We start from the raw sequence: 19,358 nt of genomic DNA, 5'->3' as shown, positions 1-19,358 counted from the left end.
TCTCGCCCGATCCGGCATCGGGGTTCGCAGACTTTCACCGCTTTACGCTGGGTCCTGCCGGTCCTTATGCCAGATCCCTTTGCCTTCCAGCTTGTCGCGATCATGGGGTATCGAAAGATCCAGCGCCGGCCCGATCGGCACAAGACCGTTCGAAGGAACACGCGGGATCGAATAATAATCCGCCTTGATAACATCGCGCCGGATCGTCGCAGCGATCCCCGGCCACTGATACAATTCGCGCAGATAATTGCGCAGCGCCGGATAATCCTCGATCCGCCGCAAATTGCATTTGAAGGCGCCGTGATAGGCGATGTCGAACCGGACGAGCGACACGAAGGCCCGCCAGTCGGCCTCGGTACAATATTCACCGGTGAGATAGCGATGCTGCGCCAGATGAGCTTCCATCAGATCGAGCGTTTCGAACACCCCGCGCGCCGCTTCTTCATAAGCGGTCTGCGAAGTTGCGAAGCCGGCGCGATAGACACCGTTATTGAGGCCGGAATAAAGCGTCTCGTTCCAGCGTTCGATCTCGGGCCGTAAAGGCTCGGGATAAAGGTCCAGCCGGTTGCCGGTAACATCGTCGAAAGCGTGATTGAGAATGCGGATAATATCCGCGCTTTCATTATTGACGATCTGCTGCGTAACCTTGTCCCACAGCACCGGCACAGTGACCCGGCCGGTATACCCCGGATCGGCCAGCGTATAGAGTTGGTGAAGCGGGTAAGGCCCTTCCTCTCCTCCCGGTCCTTCAGCATAGGCCCAGCCTTCTTCCCCGCGTTCGGGAATGGCAATCGAGACGGACAGAATATCGCCCAGATCCTTCAGAGCGCGCAGAGCCAGCGTACGGCCCGCCCAGGGGCATGGCCATGCCACCCACAAATGATACCGTCCCGGCTCGGCGGGAAATTGAGCATCGGGATCGGCCGAAATGGTCGAACGGAAAATACTGTCCGGACGGTCATAAGCACCTTCCCCCGTCTGATCGGGCTCGGGCAGATTTTCGACCCATTGTCCATTGAGCAATCCGGGCATTCCATGCGTCTCCTGTAAGTGATTCTCCGCAAGTCCCCGGCGATACGATACCGGAAACGCTGAAACGCGATTTTGCCGGTTTCGAACCATCGCTGCCGCAGACAGAGGCCATGATGGTCAACAAACCATCCTGACCGAAAGGGAGTTCCTCGAACATGCTCTTGCGCTTGTGTCAGGAATGACCCATTTGCATTGCGAAATTGCAGACACAACCAATAAGGGAGACATGCAAATGGCCGATGACAGCTACACGCCACCGAAGGTCTGGACCTTCGACCCTGAAAATGGCGGCCAGTTTGCCGGCATCAATCGCCCGACCGCCGGTGCGCGCGAAGAAAAAGAGCTGCCGCTGGGCGAACATCCCTTCCAGCTTTATTCGCTGGGCACGCCCAATGGCGTGAAAGCCACCATCATGTTCGAGGAATTGCTCGAAGCGGGCTATTCCGATGCTGAATATGACGCCTGGATCATCAAGATTTTCAATGGCGACCAGTTCGGATCGGGCTTCGTCGAACTGAACCCCAATTCCAAGATTCCGGCTTTGCTCGACCGTTCCGGTGCCAGGCCTTTCCGGGTTTTCGAAAGCGGGGCGATCCTGCTTCATCTGGCGGAAAAATTCGATTATCTGCTGCCCAAAGAAAACCCGGCCCGCGCCGAATGCTTTAGCTGGCTGATGTGGCAGGTCGGCTCAGCCCCGGCGATTGGCGGCGGTTTCGGCCATTTCTACAATTACGCTCCCGAACGCTATAAATATCCGATCGACCGTTATTCGATGGAAACCAAACGCCTGTTCGACGTGGCGGACCGGCAGCTTGCCAAAACCCGCTTTCTGGCCGGGGACGATTACACGATCGCCGACATCGCCTCCTATACCTGGCTCGGCAATCTTTATCGCGGCGAAGCTTACGGCAATGCAGCCGAATTCCTGAGCCTGCACGAATATGAAAATGTCGGCCGCTGGGTCGGTGAAATCGATTCCCGTCCCGCTGCGCGGCGCGGCAAGCTGGTCAATTCGCAAATAGGGCTCGAAGAACGCCATTCGGCAAAGGATTTCGATACGCTACCCAAAGAGTTGCTCGAAGGTGTAACCAAGGGTTTCTGAGCCCCGCATAGATTTTGAGGGGTGCTTCATACGGCAGGCCGGACAGAATTTGTCATAATCCGTAAAGCACCCCCTTCCCTTCTGTGTCTGTCACGCTATATGGGCGCGCACAGAGTTGCTGGGGTGTAGCCAAGCGGTAAGGCACCGGTTTTTGGTATCGGCATGCGCAGGTTCGAATCCTGCCACCCCAGCCATTTTTCCCGATTGACGATTGCAATCGCAAAACATCCGCTTTCGCCGGATTATCAGCCTTCTGCCTCGCTGCCATCTTCCGCATCGCTCTGCGGCATGCCGTTCGCCGGCGCTATCCGCCAGAGCGTGTTGGACAGATCGTCTGCCACCAGCAAAGCACCATTGACCGAATCGAAGGTCACACCGACCGGGCGACCGCGAGCATGGCCATCGCCATCGAGAAAGCCCGAGACGAAATCCACCGGATCGCCTGCCGGATGGCCGTTGCGAAACGGTATATAGACAACCTTGTACCCTGCCAGATCCTGCCTGTTCCAGCTCCCATGCTCGCCGACAAAGGCGCCATTGGCAAAGGAGCCGCCAAAGCCCTTGCCGGTGGTGAAGCTGAGGCCGAGCGGCGCCTTATGCGAGCCGAGCGAATAATCGGGAGCGATAGCCTCAGCCACTTTTTCCGGTTTCTGCGGGCGGACCCTCGGGTCCACATGATCGCCCCAATAGGAATAGGGCCAGCCGTAAAACGCACCTTCGCGAACCGAGGTGAGGTAATCGGGGACCAGCCGCGCACCCAGCTCGTCGCGTTCATTGGCCACCGCCCACACATCGCCGCTGGCCGGATTCATCGCCAGCGCCGTGGGATTGCGAATGCCGCTGGCATAGGTGCGATGGGCGCCGGTTTCGCGGTCGACAGCCCATATCCGGGCACGGTCTTCTTCCACCGCCATACCGCGTTCCCCGACATTGCTGTTCGAGCCGATCCCGACATACAGCGTCGAGCCATCGGGGCTGATGGTCAGCGACTTGGTCCAGTGATGATTGATCTTCGAAGGCAGCGGGGTGAGCGCCTCCCCTTTAGCCGTGATCTGCGTCTGCCCGTCCTCATAAGGGAAACGCAGCAAGGCATCCTGATCGGCGACATAAAGATTGCCGTCATAATAAGCGAGCCCGTAAGGCGCATTGAGATTGCCGATAAAAACCTTGCGCAAATCGGGCAGGCCATCGCCATCCTCATCGCGCAGCAAGGTGATCCGATCTCCGCCTTTCACATCGCTCTTGCCCAGGCTTTTAATGAAATCCGCCACCAGATCCTTGGGGCGTACCGTCGGACGATTTCCGCCTGAACCTTCGGCCACCAATATGTCGCCATTGGGCAGGACAAGAGTCTGCCGGGGGATTTTCAGCCCGGTCGCAATCGGCTGAACGGTAAATCCTTCGGGCACCGCAGGCCGCGCATCGCCCCACCCTGCAGGCGTGGCAATATGCATCGGCGGCAACAATGTCTCATTCTGTTCGGGCAAGGCAGGATCGGGGCCGTTCTGGTCAGGATCGCCCTGATCCATCCCGCAGGCAGTGAGCGTCAGGCTGGCTGCGACAAGAGTGCAAAAATGCAGGCGCATCATGAAACCTCCCGGAGCGGATAGCTGGAATAGCCGATCAGCCCGGCACACCAGGCCAGTATCGCACTGAGTATGGACAGGATCAGCCCGAAAGTACCCACCGAACTCCAGGCATCGTGACTATGCTGGAACGCATTGATAAGGCCGGCAATCCACATCACCGCCACTACCGCCAGATAGAGCAGATAACGCAGACTGGCGGCGCCCTTTCTATGTCGGATCAAGGCAATCAGCGCCCACAGCACGACCAGAGCGCCCGTCAGCTCCGCCCCGGCGATCAGCCAGGAGGAAAAGTTGGTCCACTGAATCTGCGCGGTGTTGAGATAGGTGATATCGCTCAGCAAGGCGGCGGTAAAAAGGGCCAGCGGAAAGGCGAGCAAAATCGCATGCAGCGGATGCAGCATCGGCCGTGCATGAGCGGGCGGAATAGCCATTGGGTCTCTCCTCCTGCGGGCAGATCGTGGGGCAGGCTTTCTTTTGCAATTGTCCGGGATGGCTTTTGTTTCCCGAAACCGCGCAGCACCTCGCCAAAGGGCGGATGGAAGGATAGTCTGCCGGAGCTGTTACGAGGGAGAGAATATCATGTCCGCACCTGCCATCCGGCTCGCTTTCTTCAAGCTTGGCGTCAGCAATATGGAAAAGGCGCTCGCCTTTTATCAGGAAGCTTTCGGCTTTTCGGTAAAAATGACTTTCGATGAGCCTGACTTTATCGAACATATTATGGCTTTGCCGGGACAGGAAGCCGGGCCCAACCTGTTGCTGCTCCAGTATAAGGATGGTCGCCACACCATACCCGGAAATGCCTACGGGCCGGTCGGCTTTATGGTGGAGGATATGGACGCCACCTATCAGGCCGCTCTCGAAGCGGGCGGCACCGCGCTGCTCGAACCCTTTGTGATGGACGGCACACGCGTCGCCACATTGCAGGATCCGGAAGGTCATGAAATCGAGCTGGTTCAGCCCGTACCGGCCGAAGATGTCCGCTAGAATCAGCGGTCGTTACATCATGTTCTGCACCATGGCCCGGGTGACAGGGTAGCCGGGATCGTCCAGCACGCTGGCCAGCAGAAAGTCACGCACCCGGTCGAGCCGGGCGTCGGGCGGGCAAGGCTTGCGATAGGCGATAAGGTTCCAGCGCCCCATCTCGTATAACAGGCAGATTTCCTGCCGGGAGAGATGACTGATCTGGTTTTCGACCAGACAGGCAATGCCCAGCCCGCGTTCCACCATCGATGCCATCACATCGAAATAGGGCGTACGGCAAACGATGCGGCGCGGGCGAATGCCCCGGTTGCGCAGGACCCGCAATTGCATTCGTTCCGGCGCGCTGCCAGCCTCGGGCAGGATGAAAGGCATCGTTTCCAGCGCCCGGGTATCGGGCGCGGCACCATTGGCCGGCAGGAATTTGCGATGGCCGTAAATCCCGCTCTTCATGCAGGCCAGCACATCCATATGGGTAGAGGGCCGCCAGTCATCCCGCTGATGGAACAGAGCGAAATCGAACCGCCCGTTCTCTATATAATCGGCATGGCATTCACCCGGCAGCCCTACCTCGAAAGACAGGCCGATCTCCGGATGCTCGATCAGAAAGCCGTCCATTTTGGGCCGCACATAATCGTCGAACAGCGAACGCCCGATATAGATATTGCATTGCAGCCCGCACGTTCCCGCCGTCCGGCGGCGATGCCCGGCCAGCGCCTCGGCAGATTGCGCGAAGCGGCGGAAATCGAGCAGAAAGGCTTCCCCTTCGCCGGTTAATTCCGGCCGTTTTCCGGGTGTGCGGTGGAACAGCATCACCCCGAGCTGCTGCTCCAGCGTTTTGAGCTGCGCGCTGATGGAAGCTTGCGAAATCCCCATGGATTCAGCGCTTTTGCGGAAACTCAGCGTGTCGCACAGGCTCGAAAAAACCTGCAATTGCCGCAAGGTAAAAGGCATATTTTGCATGATTACGCTCTCCCAAACATAATCTTATGATTATCTTATCCATAACCCCGGCATGTCTTGCCTGCGAGGTTTTTCCGCATGACAATCCCTCCCTGATAAAAAAGGGGAGAATGTCTGATGGACTATACCAGGGTAAAAGCCCGGAGCGTCAGCCTGTTCGCGATCTCTTTGGGGAGCATGGCCAGCCCGGCTATCGCACAGGATAAACCGGCACAGGAAAATGCAGCACAAAGCAGTGCGCAGCGGACCGAACCGGCTCCGGCATTGCGCGAAATCGTCGTCACCGCGCAGTTTCGGGAACAGAATTTACAGGATACGCCCATCGCCATCACCGCGGTGGACGATGCGCTGCTCGAAGCGCGCAGCCAGACCAATCTCTCCGAAGTCACCAATCAGGCACCCAGCGTAACCCTGCGGCCACAGACCGCTTCGTTCGGCCCGTCTATCAGCGCCTCGATCCGCGGTATGGGGCAATATGATTTCAATCCGCTCGTCGAGCCAGGGGTCGGCCTTTATATTGACGACGTCTATTATCCACGCCTGACCGGAGCGAATTTCGAACTGCTCGATGTCCAGCGAGTGGAGATTCTGCGCGGTCCGCAAGGCACGCTGACCGGCCGCAATTCCGAAGGCGGCGCTATTCGCTTCATCTCCAAGAAACCCGACGGCCAGTGGGGCGGCTTCGTTTCGGGCACCTATGGCAGCCGGGATCGCATCAACCTGCGCGGCGCACTGAGCTTCCCGCTCACCGATACGCTGGCGGGCCGCGTCTCGGGCACATATGGACAACAGGACGGCTATGTGCAGGGTTACGATTACGGCTGCCTGTTCCCGGAAAGCGGCGTGCCGGTCACGATCGGCGACAGCGAATGCAAGACACTCGATTTCAGCGATGTCCATTACCACGCTTTGCGCGGTACGCTGCGCTGGAACCCGAGCGAGCGGATCGATATCAGCCTGAGCGCCGACTATAATGTCGATGACAAGAACCAGACCGGCGAAGTGTTGCTCTATGGCGATAATGACAATCCCAATGTCGCCACTCCCAACGGTCTGCCGCTGAGCAATGATTTTATTTGCGGGCGTTACTGCAGCTATACCGATTTCGGCTATGCCGCCGATACATGGGAAGCCGGGCTGATACCCGCGTTGCAGGGTCTGCCGCTGGCGGGCACCAGCATTGCCAACGCATCCTATTATCGCGGCTGGGGCCTCGCGCTGAATGCGGAAATAGGCTTGTCGGATTCGCTGATCCTGACCTCCATCACCGCCTATCGCGAATTCAAATCCGACTTTCAGAACGATGCCGATGCCTCTCCGACGCGGACCAATCTGACCAAAAGCTTCATGAACAGCGACTTTTTCAGTCAGGAAATTCGCCTCAATGCCGATCTTGCAGACTGGGCGGAACTGACTCTCGGCGGATATTATTCCGACGAAATGACGCATAATAATTCACAGATCGATATCCGCTATATCGCGGCGGGCGATCTGCCGATCTATCCCTTGCAGACCCGCGGCTTCAATCCGGTCTCGACCGAGAGCAAAGCAGCGTTCGGCACCCTCATTCTCAGCCCGGCCGAAGCGCTGACCCTGACGCTGGGTTTACGCTATACAGATGAAAGCAAATCGGTGACGCTGGGCCGCCTGAGCTATGACGGCACGGTCAATCCTTTCGTCGATCCGGTCGGGGCGGCCTATGGTGCGGGCTATTCGGGGCCGGATACGCTCGATACGGATGGGGACGGAAATACCAGCGAAACCGTCACCGCGCTGAACGGTCTGGTCGGGTCTTATGCGGGCGACCGGCTCGATTACCGGGCCAGCGCCGATTACCGCTTTAGCGAGAATATCCTTGTCTATGCCACGGTTTCGACCGGCTTCAAGGGCGGTGGTATCGGCCCGCGGCCTTTCAACGCCGCACAGGTCCAGCCTTTCGGCCCGGAAGAGCTGACCGCTTATGAAATCGGCCTGAAAACCGATTTCTTCGACCGCCGTTTGCGGCTCAACCTGTCGGGCTATATCAACGACTTCAAGGACGCCCAGCTCACTTTGCTGTCCTGCCCGCAATTTGGCGGCCCCGGCCCCTGCGCACTGCCGCAAAATGCGGGCGACGCCACGATCAAGGGATTCGAAGTCGAGATGAATGCCGAGCCGGCAGAGGGTTTCACGCTCAACGGATCGCTCTCTTACCTCGACTGGAGCTGGGACTGCGTGGTGCCGACCGTGGTGGATTCGACCGCCCCTTCCGATCTCGGCTGTTCGGCCGACAAGCAATATACCGGGAAATTATCCGCTCCGCCGCGCGGCAGTGCGAAAGTTCAGTGGAGCATCGGTGCGCAATATCGCATCGGACTTGATCGTCTCGGTTCGCTGACACCGCGTGTCGATGTCTCCCATCAGGGAGAAATGGCCGGGAATAATACCGCCCCCCAGCCCGGCACGCCCTCTGCCCAATTCGGTACCGTCCCGTCCTACACGCTGACCAATCTGCGCCTTACCTGGCGCAACAGGGCAGAGGATCTGGAAGCGGCCTTCGAAGTGACCAACCTGTTCGATGAATATTACTATTACCAGATATTCGACCTGACCGGTGCAGGATCGGGGGTGATTACCGGCGCTCCGGCACGGCCGCGCGAATGGGCGGTAACGCTCAAAAAGACATTCTGATTTCCCACCGAGCCCGGCGAAAGCGCATGCTCTTCTCCGGGCTATTTTCAGGAGACAATAATGGCCTCAGGCCCCTTTTCGATAACTCGCCGCCATGCGGTTTCCGGCGCATTGAGTACAGCCGCCCTCGCCGCTGCATCGCCGGTCTTTTCAGCCCGCCCCGGCAACAGGCCCAATATCCTGTTCATCATGGCTGACGATCTCGGCTATGCCGACCTGTCCTGCTATGGCCGCGCAGAATATGAAACGCCGGTGCTGGACGGGCTGGCCCGCGACGGCATGAAATGCACTCATGCCTATGCCAATAGCGCTGTCTGCACCGCTACCCGCGTAGCGCTGATAACAGGGCGTTATCAGTATCGTACGCCGATCGGGCTCGAAGAACCGCTCGGGCTGCGCGATGTCGGGCTCGAACCCGGTCACCCTACCATCGCTTCATTGTTGCGCAATCAGGGCTATCGCACCAGCCTGATCGGCAAATGGCATATGGGCAGTCTGCCCAAATACGGCCCTCTGAAATCGGGCTATGACGAATTCTGGGGCATTCGCAGCGGCGGGGTCGATTATTTCACCCATGCCTCTTTCGGGCGCCCCGATCTGTGGGACGGCACCACGCCGATAGAAGAAACCGGCTATCTCACCGAATTGCTGGCCGAACGGACGATGGACACGCTCGACCGGCGGGCCGAAGATCACCAGCCCTTCTTCATCAGCCTGCATCTCACCGCGCCGCACTGGCCCTGGGAGGGGCCGGAGGACAAAGCCGAATCCGACCGTCTGGCCCGAAGTGAAAACCCTGCAGCCATGATGGATTATGATGGCGGCGATATGGATACCTATGCCGCCATGGTCACTTCAATGGACCGACAGATTGGCCGGGTGCTCGACCGTCTGGAGCAGCTCGGGCTGGCCGACAATACGGTTGTCGTCTTTACCAGCGACAATGGCGGGGAGCGTTTTTCCGATACATGGCCCTTTACCGGCAAAAAGACAGAATTGCTGGAGGGCGGCTTGCGTATTCCTCTGATCGTGCGCTGGCCGGGCCTGACGACACCGGGTAGCGAAAGCGATGTCCCGGTCATATCGATGGACTGGCTGCCGACCTTCCTCGCTGCAGCAGGCGGAGCGCCCGATCCCGCTTATCCGACAGACGGCATCGATATTCGCCCGGCGCTCCGCGGTGCATCATTGCCGGACCGCACGCTGTTCTGGCGGTTTTCCAATCACGGGCAGCAGGCTGCGCGGCACGGGCGCTATAAATATCTTCAGATTGCCGGCAACAGTTTCCTGTTCGATGTGGTCGCCGATCCGCTGGAGCGGGCCAATCTCAAAGACCGGGACCCTGCCCGCTACGACAATCTCAAAAAAGCCTGGGCGGCATGGGACGAAACCATGCTGCACGATCCCACAGCACCCAGCTATGGCTTTACCGGGAAGGCACTGGCCGATCATTTCGGCGTCGACAGCTGACTAAGACGGGAAACGGGTGAAGCGCTGCCGCGCTTCACCCGTGCTTCACCGTTCAGGGGCGCTTGTCCGGAATCTGGAAACGCTGCGCCTTCGTGATGCTTTCCAGCGCCCGGCTTTGAAAATCAAGATCGCGCCGTTCGGAATCGGACAGGCCATCCACCGCATAACGATCTCTGACATTGTCGATGCGCGTCGCCTGTTTTTTCAGAACCCGCGCCTGTTCTTTCGACAAAGTACCCGTATCGCGACCTTTCTCGATTTCGTCCCGAGCGTCATTTGTAGAATATACGACCGAAGTGGCTCTGTCCTCTTCACTTGTCCCGACAGAATCCGTCGAGACCGTTTGCGCATGGACAGGAGCAGTCAGAACCATCAACAGGGCTAGCGAATATTTATACATGCAGCTCTCCATGATGATTCCATAGAACAATTATCGAATATTAACCATGAATTTTACATGAATTCTATATCTGGCAAAATAGTTATATTAACTACTGCAATAGTTTGATTTACAAACAGAAAAGGGACGCCTGCCTTTCAACAGGCGCCCCTTCACTCTCCAGTGAAAAATCAGAAACGGCGGCGAACCGATACCGTCCATTCGCGCGGACGCCCCGGATTGCCTGTGATGACGCCATAGCTGTTCACATTTTCGGCCAGCGCCATGTAATAGAACTTGTCGAACAGATTGGTCACCCCGCCGCTGACCGACCAGTCGCCATCGGCGCTGTCGAAGGTCAGGCGGGCATTGACGAGGCTATACCCATCGATCTTGTTGCCCGGATTGTTGATCGACATGGTGTAAAAGCTGGAGCGGTTATTCCAGTCGATCCGCGGCGTCAGCTTGGCACCGCTCTCGAATTCGGCAACATACTGCATACCCGCCGAAAGCTGCCATTTCGAAATGTAAGGCGCGATCATATCCTTGGTCACCATGGTGGCCGGGTTCTTGATCGACTTATAATCGAAATCGAGATAGCCGAGCGAACTGTCGATGGTGAAACCATCAACCGGTTCCAGCATACCTTCCAGCTCGAAGCCGAAAATCTTCGCATCACCTGCATTGGAGGGCACAGTGCAGGCCAGCACTGCGCTTTCCGGGCATTGATAGCGAACGAGCTGAATATCGTTGTAGTCGTTGAGGAAGACAGCGCCGTTCAGCGTCACGCGGCGATCGAGCAACTCGCTCTTGAAGCCGCCTTCATAGGTAGTGACCTTTTCCGGGCCGAATGTCTGGATCTGGTCGGGCACGGAGGGAGTCGGATTGACGCCGCCGCCCTTGAAGCCGGTGGAGACCTGCGCATAGAGCATCAGATCGTCGGTCAGATCGTAATTCGCCCCGATACGATAATCGACCTGACTGCCCGAGAATGTATCGGACATGCCGTTCAGCCCGGCCAGCAGGAAGTTGTCGGTCAGCGGAACACCGCTCGGCACGGTGCCGTCAATATTGTAACGGTCGTAATTATAGGTCTTCTTGTCATCGGTATAACGCAGACCGCCGATCAGGTTCAGACGGTCGGTAAGGTGCATTTCCAGATGAGCGAAACCCGAAATGCTGCGATTCTTGACGTGGTCGTCCTGAATGAAATCGAACAGCAGAGTCGGGATATGCTGGCGGCCGTTGAGCCGGTCCTTGGCGTGGTAATAGAAACCGCCCACAGTGGTGTCGATCAGCCCGTCGAATAATTGCGCAGACAGGCGCAGTTCCTGTGTGAACTGTTCATGGCGATAGCCGAATTCGGCCTGAATCAGAGAAATCGGCGATCCGTCATAATCGATGCCGCTGGTACCGTCGGCTACGCGATAGCCGGTGATCGAAGTCATGGACAGATTATCCGCCAGATCGACATCGACCTTGCCCGACACGCCCCAGCTTTCGATGGAGTTATGCGGATCGGCCTGGAAACCGCCTGGCTGATACTGTTTCAGCGTACCGAAATCGGTCGTATAATTGCCGCCCTGTGCATAGGTGGCATAGCTTGAATAGCTTTCCGGTCCGGTGAGGAAGCGGCTGTCGAACGGAATGCCGCCGGCAGGATTATCCGCCACATAGGAACGGGCCTGCGGATTATCGGCATAAATCAGCTTGGTCGGCACCGTTTCCGATTTGTCGGTCGAATAATCGGCCCGCAGATTGACCTCGACCGGCGAACCATAAGGAGCATAGCGCAGGGCAAGGCGTACTGCCTGCATGTCCTGCCCGCCTTCGGTGCCGATCTTGCAATTATCGGTCGTGCTAACATTGGCAGGAATGCCCGAACCGGGGTTCATACAGCCATAATCGAGCCGCGTGAAATAACCGTCGGAAGTTTTCGAAACGCCGGAAACGCGCGCATACAGACCGTCTGTGATGGTGAAACCGGCACTGCCGCGCAGTTCGACCCGGTCGAAACTGCCATATTTGGCATCGATAAAGCCGCCACCATCGCCGTCGGGCTCCTTGGTGTAGAGCTTCACCGCACCGCCGACCGAGTTCTTGCCCGACAGCGTGCCCTGCGGACCGCGCAGCACTTCGACCCGTTCCAGGTCGGTCAGATCCATCACCGCACCGAAAGTGGTGCCGTAATAGATATCATCGATATAGATCCCCACGCCCGGTTCGAGCGCGAAGCTGGAATCGGACTGACCGACACCGCGAATGAAGGCCGCGACAGCGTTACCCTGAATGCTGCTCGCCTGAGACAGGCTGACATTGGGTGCATAATTGCCCAGATCGGCCACGCTTTCCTGACTGCGCGCCTCCAGTGTACCGGCATCGACTGCGGTAATCGCAATCGGTGTTTCCTGCAGATTCTGCTCGCGGAACTGCGCGGTCACGACAATTTCATTGCCGCCATGCGTCGGTGCCGTCTCAGCCTGTGCAGTCGTGCTTTCAGCGTCCTGAGCGAAAGCCGGCGCGGCAACGCCCAGCGTCAGCGCACTCGAAGCTGCAAGGAAACATGAATAGCGTAAATAATTCGCAGAATTGCGAAATCCCATCAAACCTCTCCCTTGGACCACCCCCTATTTGCGGGGCGCGAAACGAGCCCGCTTTAGCGAGTGACCGCAGGCAGATGCAAGACTAATCGTAACGATCGTGACAAAACAATAACGAACGTGACTGTCACGCCACACTCGCTCAGGTGATATTTTCGAGCTTTTCCGGCGTTTGCGGGACGATGATGAGGGTGTTGTCCTCCACTCTCCAGGAAGCGAGACGGGACAGGAGATTCATGCCCAGAACATTGGTCTTGCCCAGACCCGGCGCGATCAGCGCATCGATGCCATGCGCCCTGACATTGCCGAAACGCAAATCCTCGATCGAAGTGAGCTGCGCCCCGATAGCGCCGTTAGCCGTCTGCATCCGCACAGGAATGCCTCCCTGACGAGGCTCCAGCCCGGCACGCTGCGCAGTCTCTTCCGAAACCGCCGTCAGCGTGGCACCGGTATCGACCAGAAAACGGGCCGGTTCACCATTCACATTGGCTGTCAGCCAGAAATGGCCGTCGGCAGAGAGCGGAATCCGGGTTTCCCCGCCTTCCACCACCTGTTCGGGCAGGCCGATTTCAGGAACAGCGATCTCGAAACGCGGGTCCATTCGCGAGATCTGCAACACCACGAGAACCAGAATCCCCATCAGCGCAAAAGTGCTCAACGTGCGCAGCAATCGCCCGAACACCGGCGCAGGGCGCAGCAGCATTGTACCGAAAACGCCCAGCAGCATCGCCCCCACAGCAGCCATCAGCAGGCCGGATTGGGGAAGTTGCGAAATGATATGGGTCAGTTGGTCCCAGACAGGCGCGATTTCCATAAACCTTATATAGGGCACGCTTTCCTGTATTGCGATGAACATTGCCCCTGCCCCAAATGCAAGGCAGACGGAACGCCCGCGTCAGGGCGCCTTACGCGGGATTGTCGCATCGGCGAGGATCAGTGAGAAACACTCTTCCCGGTCGGTCCAGCGCTTTACCGGTGTCCAGCCCCCTGCCAGCAGCAAAGTGGACTGGCTGCGAAGGTCGAATTTATGGCTGTTTTCGGTATGAATGGTTTCTCCTTTGCGCATAGTGAAGGACCGGCCTGCGACATCGAAAGCGATATCCTCGACCGCTTCGAGATGCATCTCGACCCGCGCAAAAACATCGTTCCACCGTGCTGAATGCTGCAATTTATCGACCGGGATGGTGCCGCCCAGCTCCCGGTTGATCCGCCGCGCAAGATTGAGATTGAACTGCGCCGTCACCCCCGCCGCATCGTCATAAGCCGCTTCGAGCACTGCCACATTCTTGATAAGATCCATGCCGATCAGAAGCTGCGAATCCGGCCCCAGTGTCTCCCGCATGGAACGCAGCAAATCCACCGCACTGCGCGCAACCATATTGCCGATGGTCGAACCGGGAAAGAAACCGAGTTTGGGCATCGCCGTCACGTCTTTGGGAAGCTGCACGGTCTTCATGAAATCGGCTTCCACCGGATAGACCGGCAAATCGGGAAATTTCCGGCTCAGATCTGCAGCGGCTGCACGCAGGAAGTCCCCCGCAATATCGAGCGGAACATAGGCTGCCGGATCGATCGCCTGCAGCAGGAGGGGCGTCTTGACCGAAGAACCGGAACCGAATTCGACGACGGCCCGGCCCGGGCCGATCAGCTCGGCAAATTCGTCCCCGCGTGTTTCGAGAATTTCTCTTTCGCAGCGTGTCGGATAATACTCCTCCACCTGCGTGATATCTTCGAAAAGCTGCGACCCGGCATCGTCATAAAGCCAGCGGGCGGGAATGGCTTTCGGGTCGCCCGACATGCCATCGAGCACATCGCTTCGAAACGCACGGTTCACACCCTCATCGTCCAGATCGACCAGCGCCATCATATCCTGTGAAGCCATGGTTCAAAGATCCTTCGCAAGCCGGAGGCCGGTGAATTGCCAGCGCTGATGGGGATAGAAAAAATTACGGTAACTGGCACGCGAATGGCCGCGCACTGTCGCACAGCTGGCCCCCTTCAGCACGACCTGCCCGGACATGAATTTGCCGTTATATTCGCCCACCGCACCTTCAGCCGGCCGGAAGCGAGGATAGGGCAGATAGGCCGAACGGGTAAACTGCCAGCAATCGCCAAAAAGGGACTGCCCGCCGCGCGGCAAGGGCGACACGGCAGCGTCCAGCTGATTGCCGCCATCGGAATCGAGTGACGGATTATCCGTTCTGGCGATGGCTTCCCATTCGAATTCGGTCGGCAAACGACACCCCGCCCAGCTCGCATAAGCATCGGCTTCGTAATAAGAGATATGCGTAACCGGTGCATCGGGATGGCGCGGCTGCCAGCCCGAATGGGTAAAGCTGTCGCCCTCGCGCCAGTATAACGGTTTATCGATTCCCTCTCGCTGCACCCAGGCCCATCCATCGGAAAGCCACAGGGCCGGATCGCGATAGCCGCCATCGGCAATGAAAGCGTCCCACTCGGCATTCGTCACCAGCCGGTCGGCCAGAGCGAAGGGTTCGAGCAAAGCGCGATGCGCGGGCCCTTCATTGTCGAAGGCAAAGCCCTGCTCCTGATGGCCGATCATCGCGATGCCACCCGGATGATCGTGCCAGCCGACAGGTGCGGCCGGTTCTTCAGGCTGCGGCGCTGCATTGCTCCACATCGCCGCGCCCAGCGGATTGAGCGCCAGCGCATGTTTGATATCGGTCAGCAGCAGCTCCTGATGCTGCTGTTCATGCGCCAGGCCCAGCGCCAGCAGATCGCGGCAGGCCGGATCGTCGAATAAGGGCTCGATCGCCGCATCGACATGCGCCCGCCAGTCAAGAATTTCGCTGACCGAAGGACGCGACAGCATACCCCGGCGCGCACGCAGCAATCTGTCCCCTTCGGCTTCGTAATAGGAATTGAACAGGAACGGCCATCGCTCATCATAGAGCCGATAGTCCGGCAGGTGATCGCGCAGCAGAAAACTTTCGAAAAACCATGTCGTATGCCCCAGATGCCATTTGGCGGGGGACGCATCCTCCATCGACTGAATCGTGGCATCCGCTTCGGATAAAGGCTCTGCCAGAGCAACAGTCAGTCCTCGGGTTTTATGATAATTCTCCGCCAGAGTGTCGGCGGTATCGCTGGGCACACGGGCAATCGCTTCGGCCAAGATCGTCTCCCTCTTCGTCCGGTCCGAATGGTCGAAACGGATCGTCTGCCAGAATTCGGGCTTTCCCTTTCAATGCGCGGCGGCGCAAAAAGTGCCGCTCAGGCAGCGTGTTGAATGCAGTTTCGTCCATCGGCCTTGGCGGCATAAAGAGCCCGATCTGCACGGGCGAACATGCTCTCTGCATTGTCGTTTTCCCGAAACAGTGCCACGCCCACACTCACCGTTACAGGCGGCATATTATTCAGGAAACTGCACTCCTCGATCGACCGGCGCAGCCTTTCGGCCAGCATATCCACTTCGCTTTCCAGCGCGCCGCAAATCAGCCAGACGAACTCTTCCCCGCCGATCCGGCCGACAATATCGGATGCGCGCACCTGACCCGACGCAATCTGTGCCACCCTCACCAGCACATCGTCACCCATCTGATGGCCGAAATTATCATTGATGCGTTTGAAGTGATCGATATCGAAAATCACCAGCGCCATTACGCGCCGCTCCCTTCGCGCCTCACTCACCGTTTCACGCAACCTTTGCATAATCCGGCGCCGATTGGCGAGGCCGGTTAGCGGATCGGTATTAGCCAGACGCTGCGCCTCGGCAGCCAGTTCGACTGCACGCCTGCGTTCGATTTCGAGCAATTCTTCACGCTGGCGATATTCGGTCACGTCGATCGTCACAGCGAAAGTGCTGACCCTTTCTCCGTTATCGTCGAACTGATTCATCGCATCCATATATAGCGTGCGCATTTCCCCATCGGCCCGGCGGATGCGATATTCGATCCGGAAGGGTGCATGTTCTTCCCTGCGACGATTCAGCTCTGCAAACACGTCATTGCCATTATTGAAAATCAGATGGCGCTGATTGCCGGGATCCGGCCCCAGCGCCGGATCGAGGCCATGCATCACAAACATCTGCTTCGACCATTCCTGCTCCCCGGTACGCCAGTTATAGGACCACCGCCCGATTCCGCCGAGCGTTTCGGCCAGATTGAGAATGGTCAGACTGGCTTTGAGCTTTTCGTTCTGCTCCCCGATCTGTTTCTGAAGCTGTTCGCGATTAAGCAGAATAGCTGCCAGCGGAAAGATGCAGGCCAGCATAGAGAGCAGGAAAAACTGCAGAACAACGGCTGTTTCCAGATTGTTCATGCCGGGGAAAGGTTCAATCGGGCTGCCGGCCACCCCGCGCATGATTATCGCCAGTGCAAAGCTGGTCAGCGCCACCGAGACACTCAGCAACCCATAATAAAGAATGGCGAAAACCAGCGCCACCACCAGTACCCAGAATAATGGCACCTGGTGGATCGTAAGCACCAACCATGAAGCAGCAAGAAAGACCGGCCATAGGAGCCAGGGGTGCCCGTGCGGCATCTCGATAAATACCCGATCTTTATCGGGCCCTCTCAACCTATCGATAGCCGCGAGAATAATCGGAGCGACGCCGAAAATACCCAGAATACTACCCAGCCCCCACCACAGAAACGGCGTAATCCCGCTCGAATAGCGGAACGGTAAGGCAATCAGCGCTGCTGTAACGCTGCCCAAAAATGCCGCGAAAAACAGACCGACAATATCACTGGCGCGTCCTTTCTTGCGTGGATCGCCGAGCACCAACTTGCCCATCCCGGCGCATAAAAAAGCCTGCGCCATATTGGCCGTGGTAAATCCGATAATCGTCAGGGGCAGGATCTGGGCAGTCGAAAAGGCCAGAATATTGGCGCCGATCATCGCCAGTGCCAATGGCGGCCATTTCCGAAAGGGCGTGGCATGAAAAGCCGCCACCATAATGCCCGCGCCCGGCCAGATGATCATGATCACCTCTGCCGAACGAGAAACAAAGAGGGACGCAGTAACCCAGATGAGCCACGCCAGTGACCACAAAAGCGGCCAACGCAGATCGATAAGTTTCAGCACCACATTCCCTCCCGAACGGAGTGAGTGTAAAAGCCAAACCTTAACAAATAGATGGGATCATGTGGACCGGGCCATCAAACCGGCCCGGCACCACTCTTATCAGGCAGCGTCCCTGTGTTGCTGCCCGGTTTCCTGATTGAGCCTTTCGGCCAGCATGAAAGCCAGTTCCAGCGATTGCGCTGCATTGAGACGCGGATCGCAATGGGTATGGTAGCGATCGGCCAGCCCGGCATCGGTAATCGCCACGGCCCCACCGGTGCATTCGGTCACATCCTGCCCGGTCATCTCGATATGAATGCCACCCGCATGGGTGCCTTCGGCGCGATGAACCTGGAAGAAGCCTTCCACTTCGGCCAGAATACGGTCGAACGGACGGGTCTTGTAACCACTATCCGACTTAATGACATTGCCATGCATCGGGTCGCAGCTCCATACGACCGGGTGGCCTTCACGCTTCACGGCACGAACCAGCGGCGCCAGACCCGCTTCGACCTTTTCATGACCAAAGCGGCTGATAAGCGTCATCCGACCCGCCTCACGGGAAGGATTGAGTACATCGAGCAGACGCAGCAAAGCATCGGGCTCAAGGCTGGGGCCGCATTTCATCCCGATCGGGTTGCCGACGCCGCGCAGATATTCGACATGCGCACTACCTTCGAAACGGGTGCGATCCCCGATCCACAACATGTGCGCGCTGGTATCGAACCAGTCACCCGTCAGCGAATCCTGGCGGGTGAGCGCCTGTTCGTAAGGCAGCAGCAGCGCTTCATGGCTGGTGAAGAAATCAGTACTCTGAAGACGCGGCACCGACTGCGGATCGACACCGCAGGCTTCCATGAAATCCAGCGCTTCGCTGATCCGGTCGGCCACGTCGGAGAAACGGTCCGCCCAGGGGCTGCGTCCCATGAAATCCAGCGTCCACTGATGAACCTGCCGCAGATTGGCATAACCGCCTCCGGCAAAGGCGCGCAGCAGATTAAGTGTGGCCGCCGCCTGACTGTAAGCACGGATCATGCGCTGCGGATCGTTGCGCCGGGTGGCCGGATCGAATTCAATCCCGTTGATAATATCGCCGAAATAGCTCGGCAGCTCCATATCGCCCTTTTTCTCGGTAGGCGCGCTGCGCGGCTTGGCGAACTGGCCAGCCATCCGGCCAACCTTCACCACGGGTTGTTTGCTGGCGAAAGTGAGCACCACCGCCATTTGCAGAATGACGCGGAATGTATCGCGAATATTGTTGGGATGGAATTCAGCGAAACTTTCCGCGCAATCGCCACCCTGGAGCAGAAAACCGTTTCCGTCGGAAACGCCGGCAAGCTGCCGCTTCAGCTCACGCGCTTCCCCTGCAAAGACCAGCGGCGGAAAATGGGCGAGCGTCTCCTCAGCCGCGGCAAGCTCCGCAGCATCTTCATAATGCGGCAGGTGCTTTGCTTCCTGCTGCTTCCAACTCTCGGGTGTCCAATTCCTAGCCACAACAAAACTCTTTACATTTCTCTGGAAAACCGTGGAGCCTTACTGTCTCGAATGGT

Annotated in this window: 15 protein-coding genes and 1 tRNA gene; 5 read left to right on the top strand and 11 right to left on the bottom strand. The window is 58.0% G+C overall.

The window, feature by feature from the left end; all coding sequences use genetic code 11:
- Positions 1-42: 42 nt before the first annotated feature.
- Complete coding sequence (locus tag D6851_RS07505) at positions 43-1,032, bottom strand: glutathione S-transferase family protein (RefSeq protein WP_120324261.1); 990 nt, start codon at positions 1,030-1,032, stop codon at positions 43-45.
- A 232-nt stretch (positions 1,033-1,264) separates the two neighbouring features.
- Between D6851_RS07505 and yghU the strand changes: the two genes are divergently transcribed.
- Together yghU and D6851_RS07495 are read left to right on the top strand one after the other, a co-directional pair.
- A complete protein-coding gene (gene yghU / locus D6851_RS07500) occupies positions 1,265-2,134 on the top strand; it encodes a glutathione-dependent disulfide-bond oxidoreductase (protein WP_120324443.1) in 870 nt (289 codons plus the stop codon).
- Positions 2,135-2,253: 119 nt separating this feature from the next.
- Positions 2,254-2,328 (top strand) — tRNA-Gln (locus D6851_RS07495).
- 51 nt (positions 2,329-2,379) lie between these two features.
- On the opposite strand, the gene D6851_RS07490 is transcribed toward D6851_RS07495, so the two are convergent.
- Both D6851_RS07490 and D6851_RS07485 read right to left on the bottom strand, forming a co-directional pair.
- Positions 2,380-3,723 (bottom strand): PQQ-dependent sugar dehydrogenase, encoded by a 1,344-nt coding sequence (locus tag D6851_RS07490; protein ID WP_120324260.1) that lies wholly within the window; start codon positions 3,721-3,723, stop codon positions 2,380-2,382.
- The gene (locus D6851_RS07485; protein WP_120324259.1) at positions 3,720-4,154 is read right to left on the bottom strand and encodes a DUF2231 domain-containing protein; all 435 of its coding nucleotides are present in this window, start codon (positions 4,152-4,154) and stop codon (positions 3,720-3,722) included. Before D6851_RS07485 ends, D6851_RS07490 begins: the two co-directional genes overlap by 4 nt.
- 148 nt (positions 4,155-4,302) lie before the next feature.
- Between D6851_RS07485 and D6851_RS07480 the strand changes: the two genes are divergently transcribed.
- Positions 4,303-4,707 carry a VOC family protein gene (locus D6851_RS07480; RefSeq protein WP_183030025.1) on the top strand — a complete coding sequence of 135 codons (405 nt, stop codon included), beginning with the start codon at positions 4,303-4,305 and terminating at the stop codon, positions 4,705-4,707.
- Positions 4,708-4,719: 12 nt separating this feature from the next.
- On the opposite strand, the gene D6851_RS07475 is transcribed toward D6851_RS07480, so the two are convergent.
- Positions 4,720-5,664, bottom strand: coding sequence for a LysR family transcriptional regulator (locus D6851_RS07475; RefSeq protein ID WP_120324257.1), 945 nt, complete (start codon positions 5,662-5,664; stop codon positions 4,720-4,722).
- Between the two features lie 117 nt (positions 5,665-5,781).
- On the opposite strand from D6851_RS07475, the gene D6851_RS07470 reads away from it, so the two are divergent.
- Together D6851_RS07470 and D6851_RS07465 are read left to right on the top strand one after the other, a co-directional pair.
- Complete coding sequence (locus D6851_RS07470) at positions 5,782-8,334, top strand: TonB-dependent receptor (protein ID WP_120324256.1); 2,553 nt, start codon at positions 5,782-5,784, stop codon at positions 8,332-8,334.
- 60 nt (positions 8,335-8,394) lie between these two features.
- Complete coding sequence (locus tag D6851_RS07465) at positions 8,395-9,804, top strand: sulfatase family protein (RefSeq protein WP_120324255.1); 1,410 nt, start codon at positions 8,395-8,397, stop codon at positions 9,802-9,804.
- Positions 9,805-9,856: 52 nt separating this feature from the next.
- Here D6851_RS07465 and D6851_RS07460 read toward each other — a convergent pair whose 3' ends face one another.
- The 7 genes from D6851_RS07460 to D6851_RS07430 all read right to left on the bottom strand — a co-directional run bounded on the left by D6851_RS07460 (position 9,857) and on the right by D6851_RS07430 (position 19,302).
- On the bottom strand, positions 9,857-10,204 hold the full coding sequence (locus D6851_RS07460) for a hypothetical protein (RefSeq protein ID WP_120324254.1): 348 nt from the start codon (positions 10,202-10,204) through the stop codon (positions 9,857-9,859).
- A gap of 170 nt (positions 10,205-10,374) precedes the next feature.
- On the bottom strand, positions 10,375-12,786 hold the full coding sequence (locus tag D6851_RS07455) for a TonB-dependent receptor (protein ID WP_120324253.1): 2,412 nt from the start codon (positions 12,784-12,786) through the stop codon (positions 10,375-10,377).
- A gap of 139 nt (positions 12,787-12,925) precedes the next feature.
- Positions 12,926-13,639, bottom strand: a complete 714-nt coding sequence (locus tag D6851_RS07450; protein WP_238473985.1) for a retropepsin-like aspartic protease family protein — start codon at positions 13,637-13,639, stop codon at positions 12,926-12,928.
- 39 nt (positions 13,640-13,678) lie between these two features.
- The gene (gene egtD / locus D6851_RS07445) at positions 13,679-14,665 is read right to left on the bottom strand and encodes an L-histidine N(alpha)-methyltransferase (protein WP_120324252.1); all 987 of its coding nucleotides are present in this window, start codon (positions 14,663-14,665) and stop codon (positions 13,679-13,681) included.
- A 3-nt stretch (positions 14,666-14,668) separates the two neighbouring features.
- On the bottom strand, positions 14,669-15,919 hold the full coding sequence (gene egtB / locus D6851_RS07440) for an ergothioneine biosynthesis protein EgtB (protein ID WP_183030024.1): 1,251 nt from the start codon (positions 15,917-15,919) through the stop codon (positions 14,669-14,671).
- Positions 15,920-16,017: 98 nt separating this feature from the next.
- Positions 16,018-17,832, bottom strand: coding sequence for a sensor domain-containing diguanylate cyclase (locus tag D6851_RS07435; RefSeq protein WP_120324250.1), 1,815 nt, complete (start codon positions 17,830-17,832; stop codon positions 16,018-16,020).
- Between the two features lie 96 nt (positions 17,833-17,928).
- Positions 17,929-19,302 carry a class II 3-deoxy-7-phosphoheptulonate synthase gene (locus D6851_RS07430; RefSeq protein ID WP_120324249.1) on the bottom strand — a complete coding sequence of 458 codons (1,374 nt, stop codon included), beginning with the start codon at positions 19,300-19,302 and terminating at the stop codon, positions 17,929-17,931.
- Between the last annotated feature and the right edge of the window lie 56 nt (positions 19,303-19,358).

The organism is Altericroceibacterium spongiae (assembly GCF_003610805.1).
GTDB classification, from domain to species: domain Bacteria; phylum Pseudomonadota; class Alphaproteobacteria; order Sphingomonadales; family Sphingomonadaceae; genus Altericroceibacterium; species Altericroceibacterium spongiae.
Note: the sequence above shows the minus strand (reverse complement) of the source record. Positions and strands in the feature narration are given on the sequence as shown.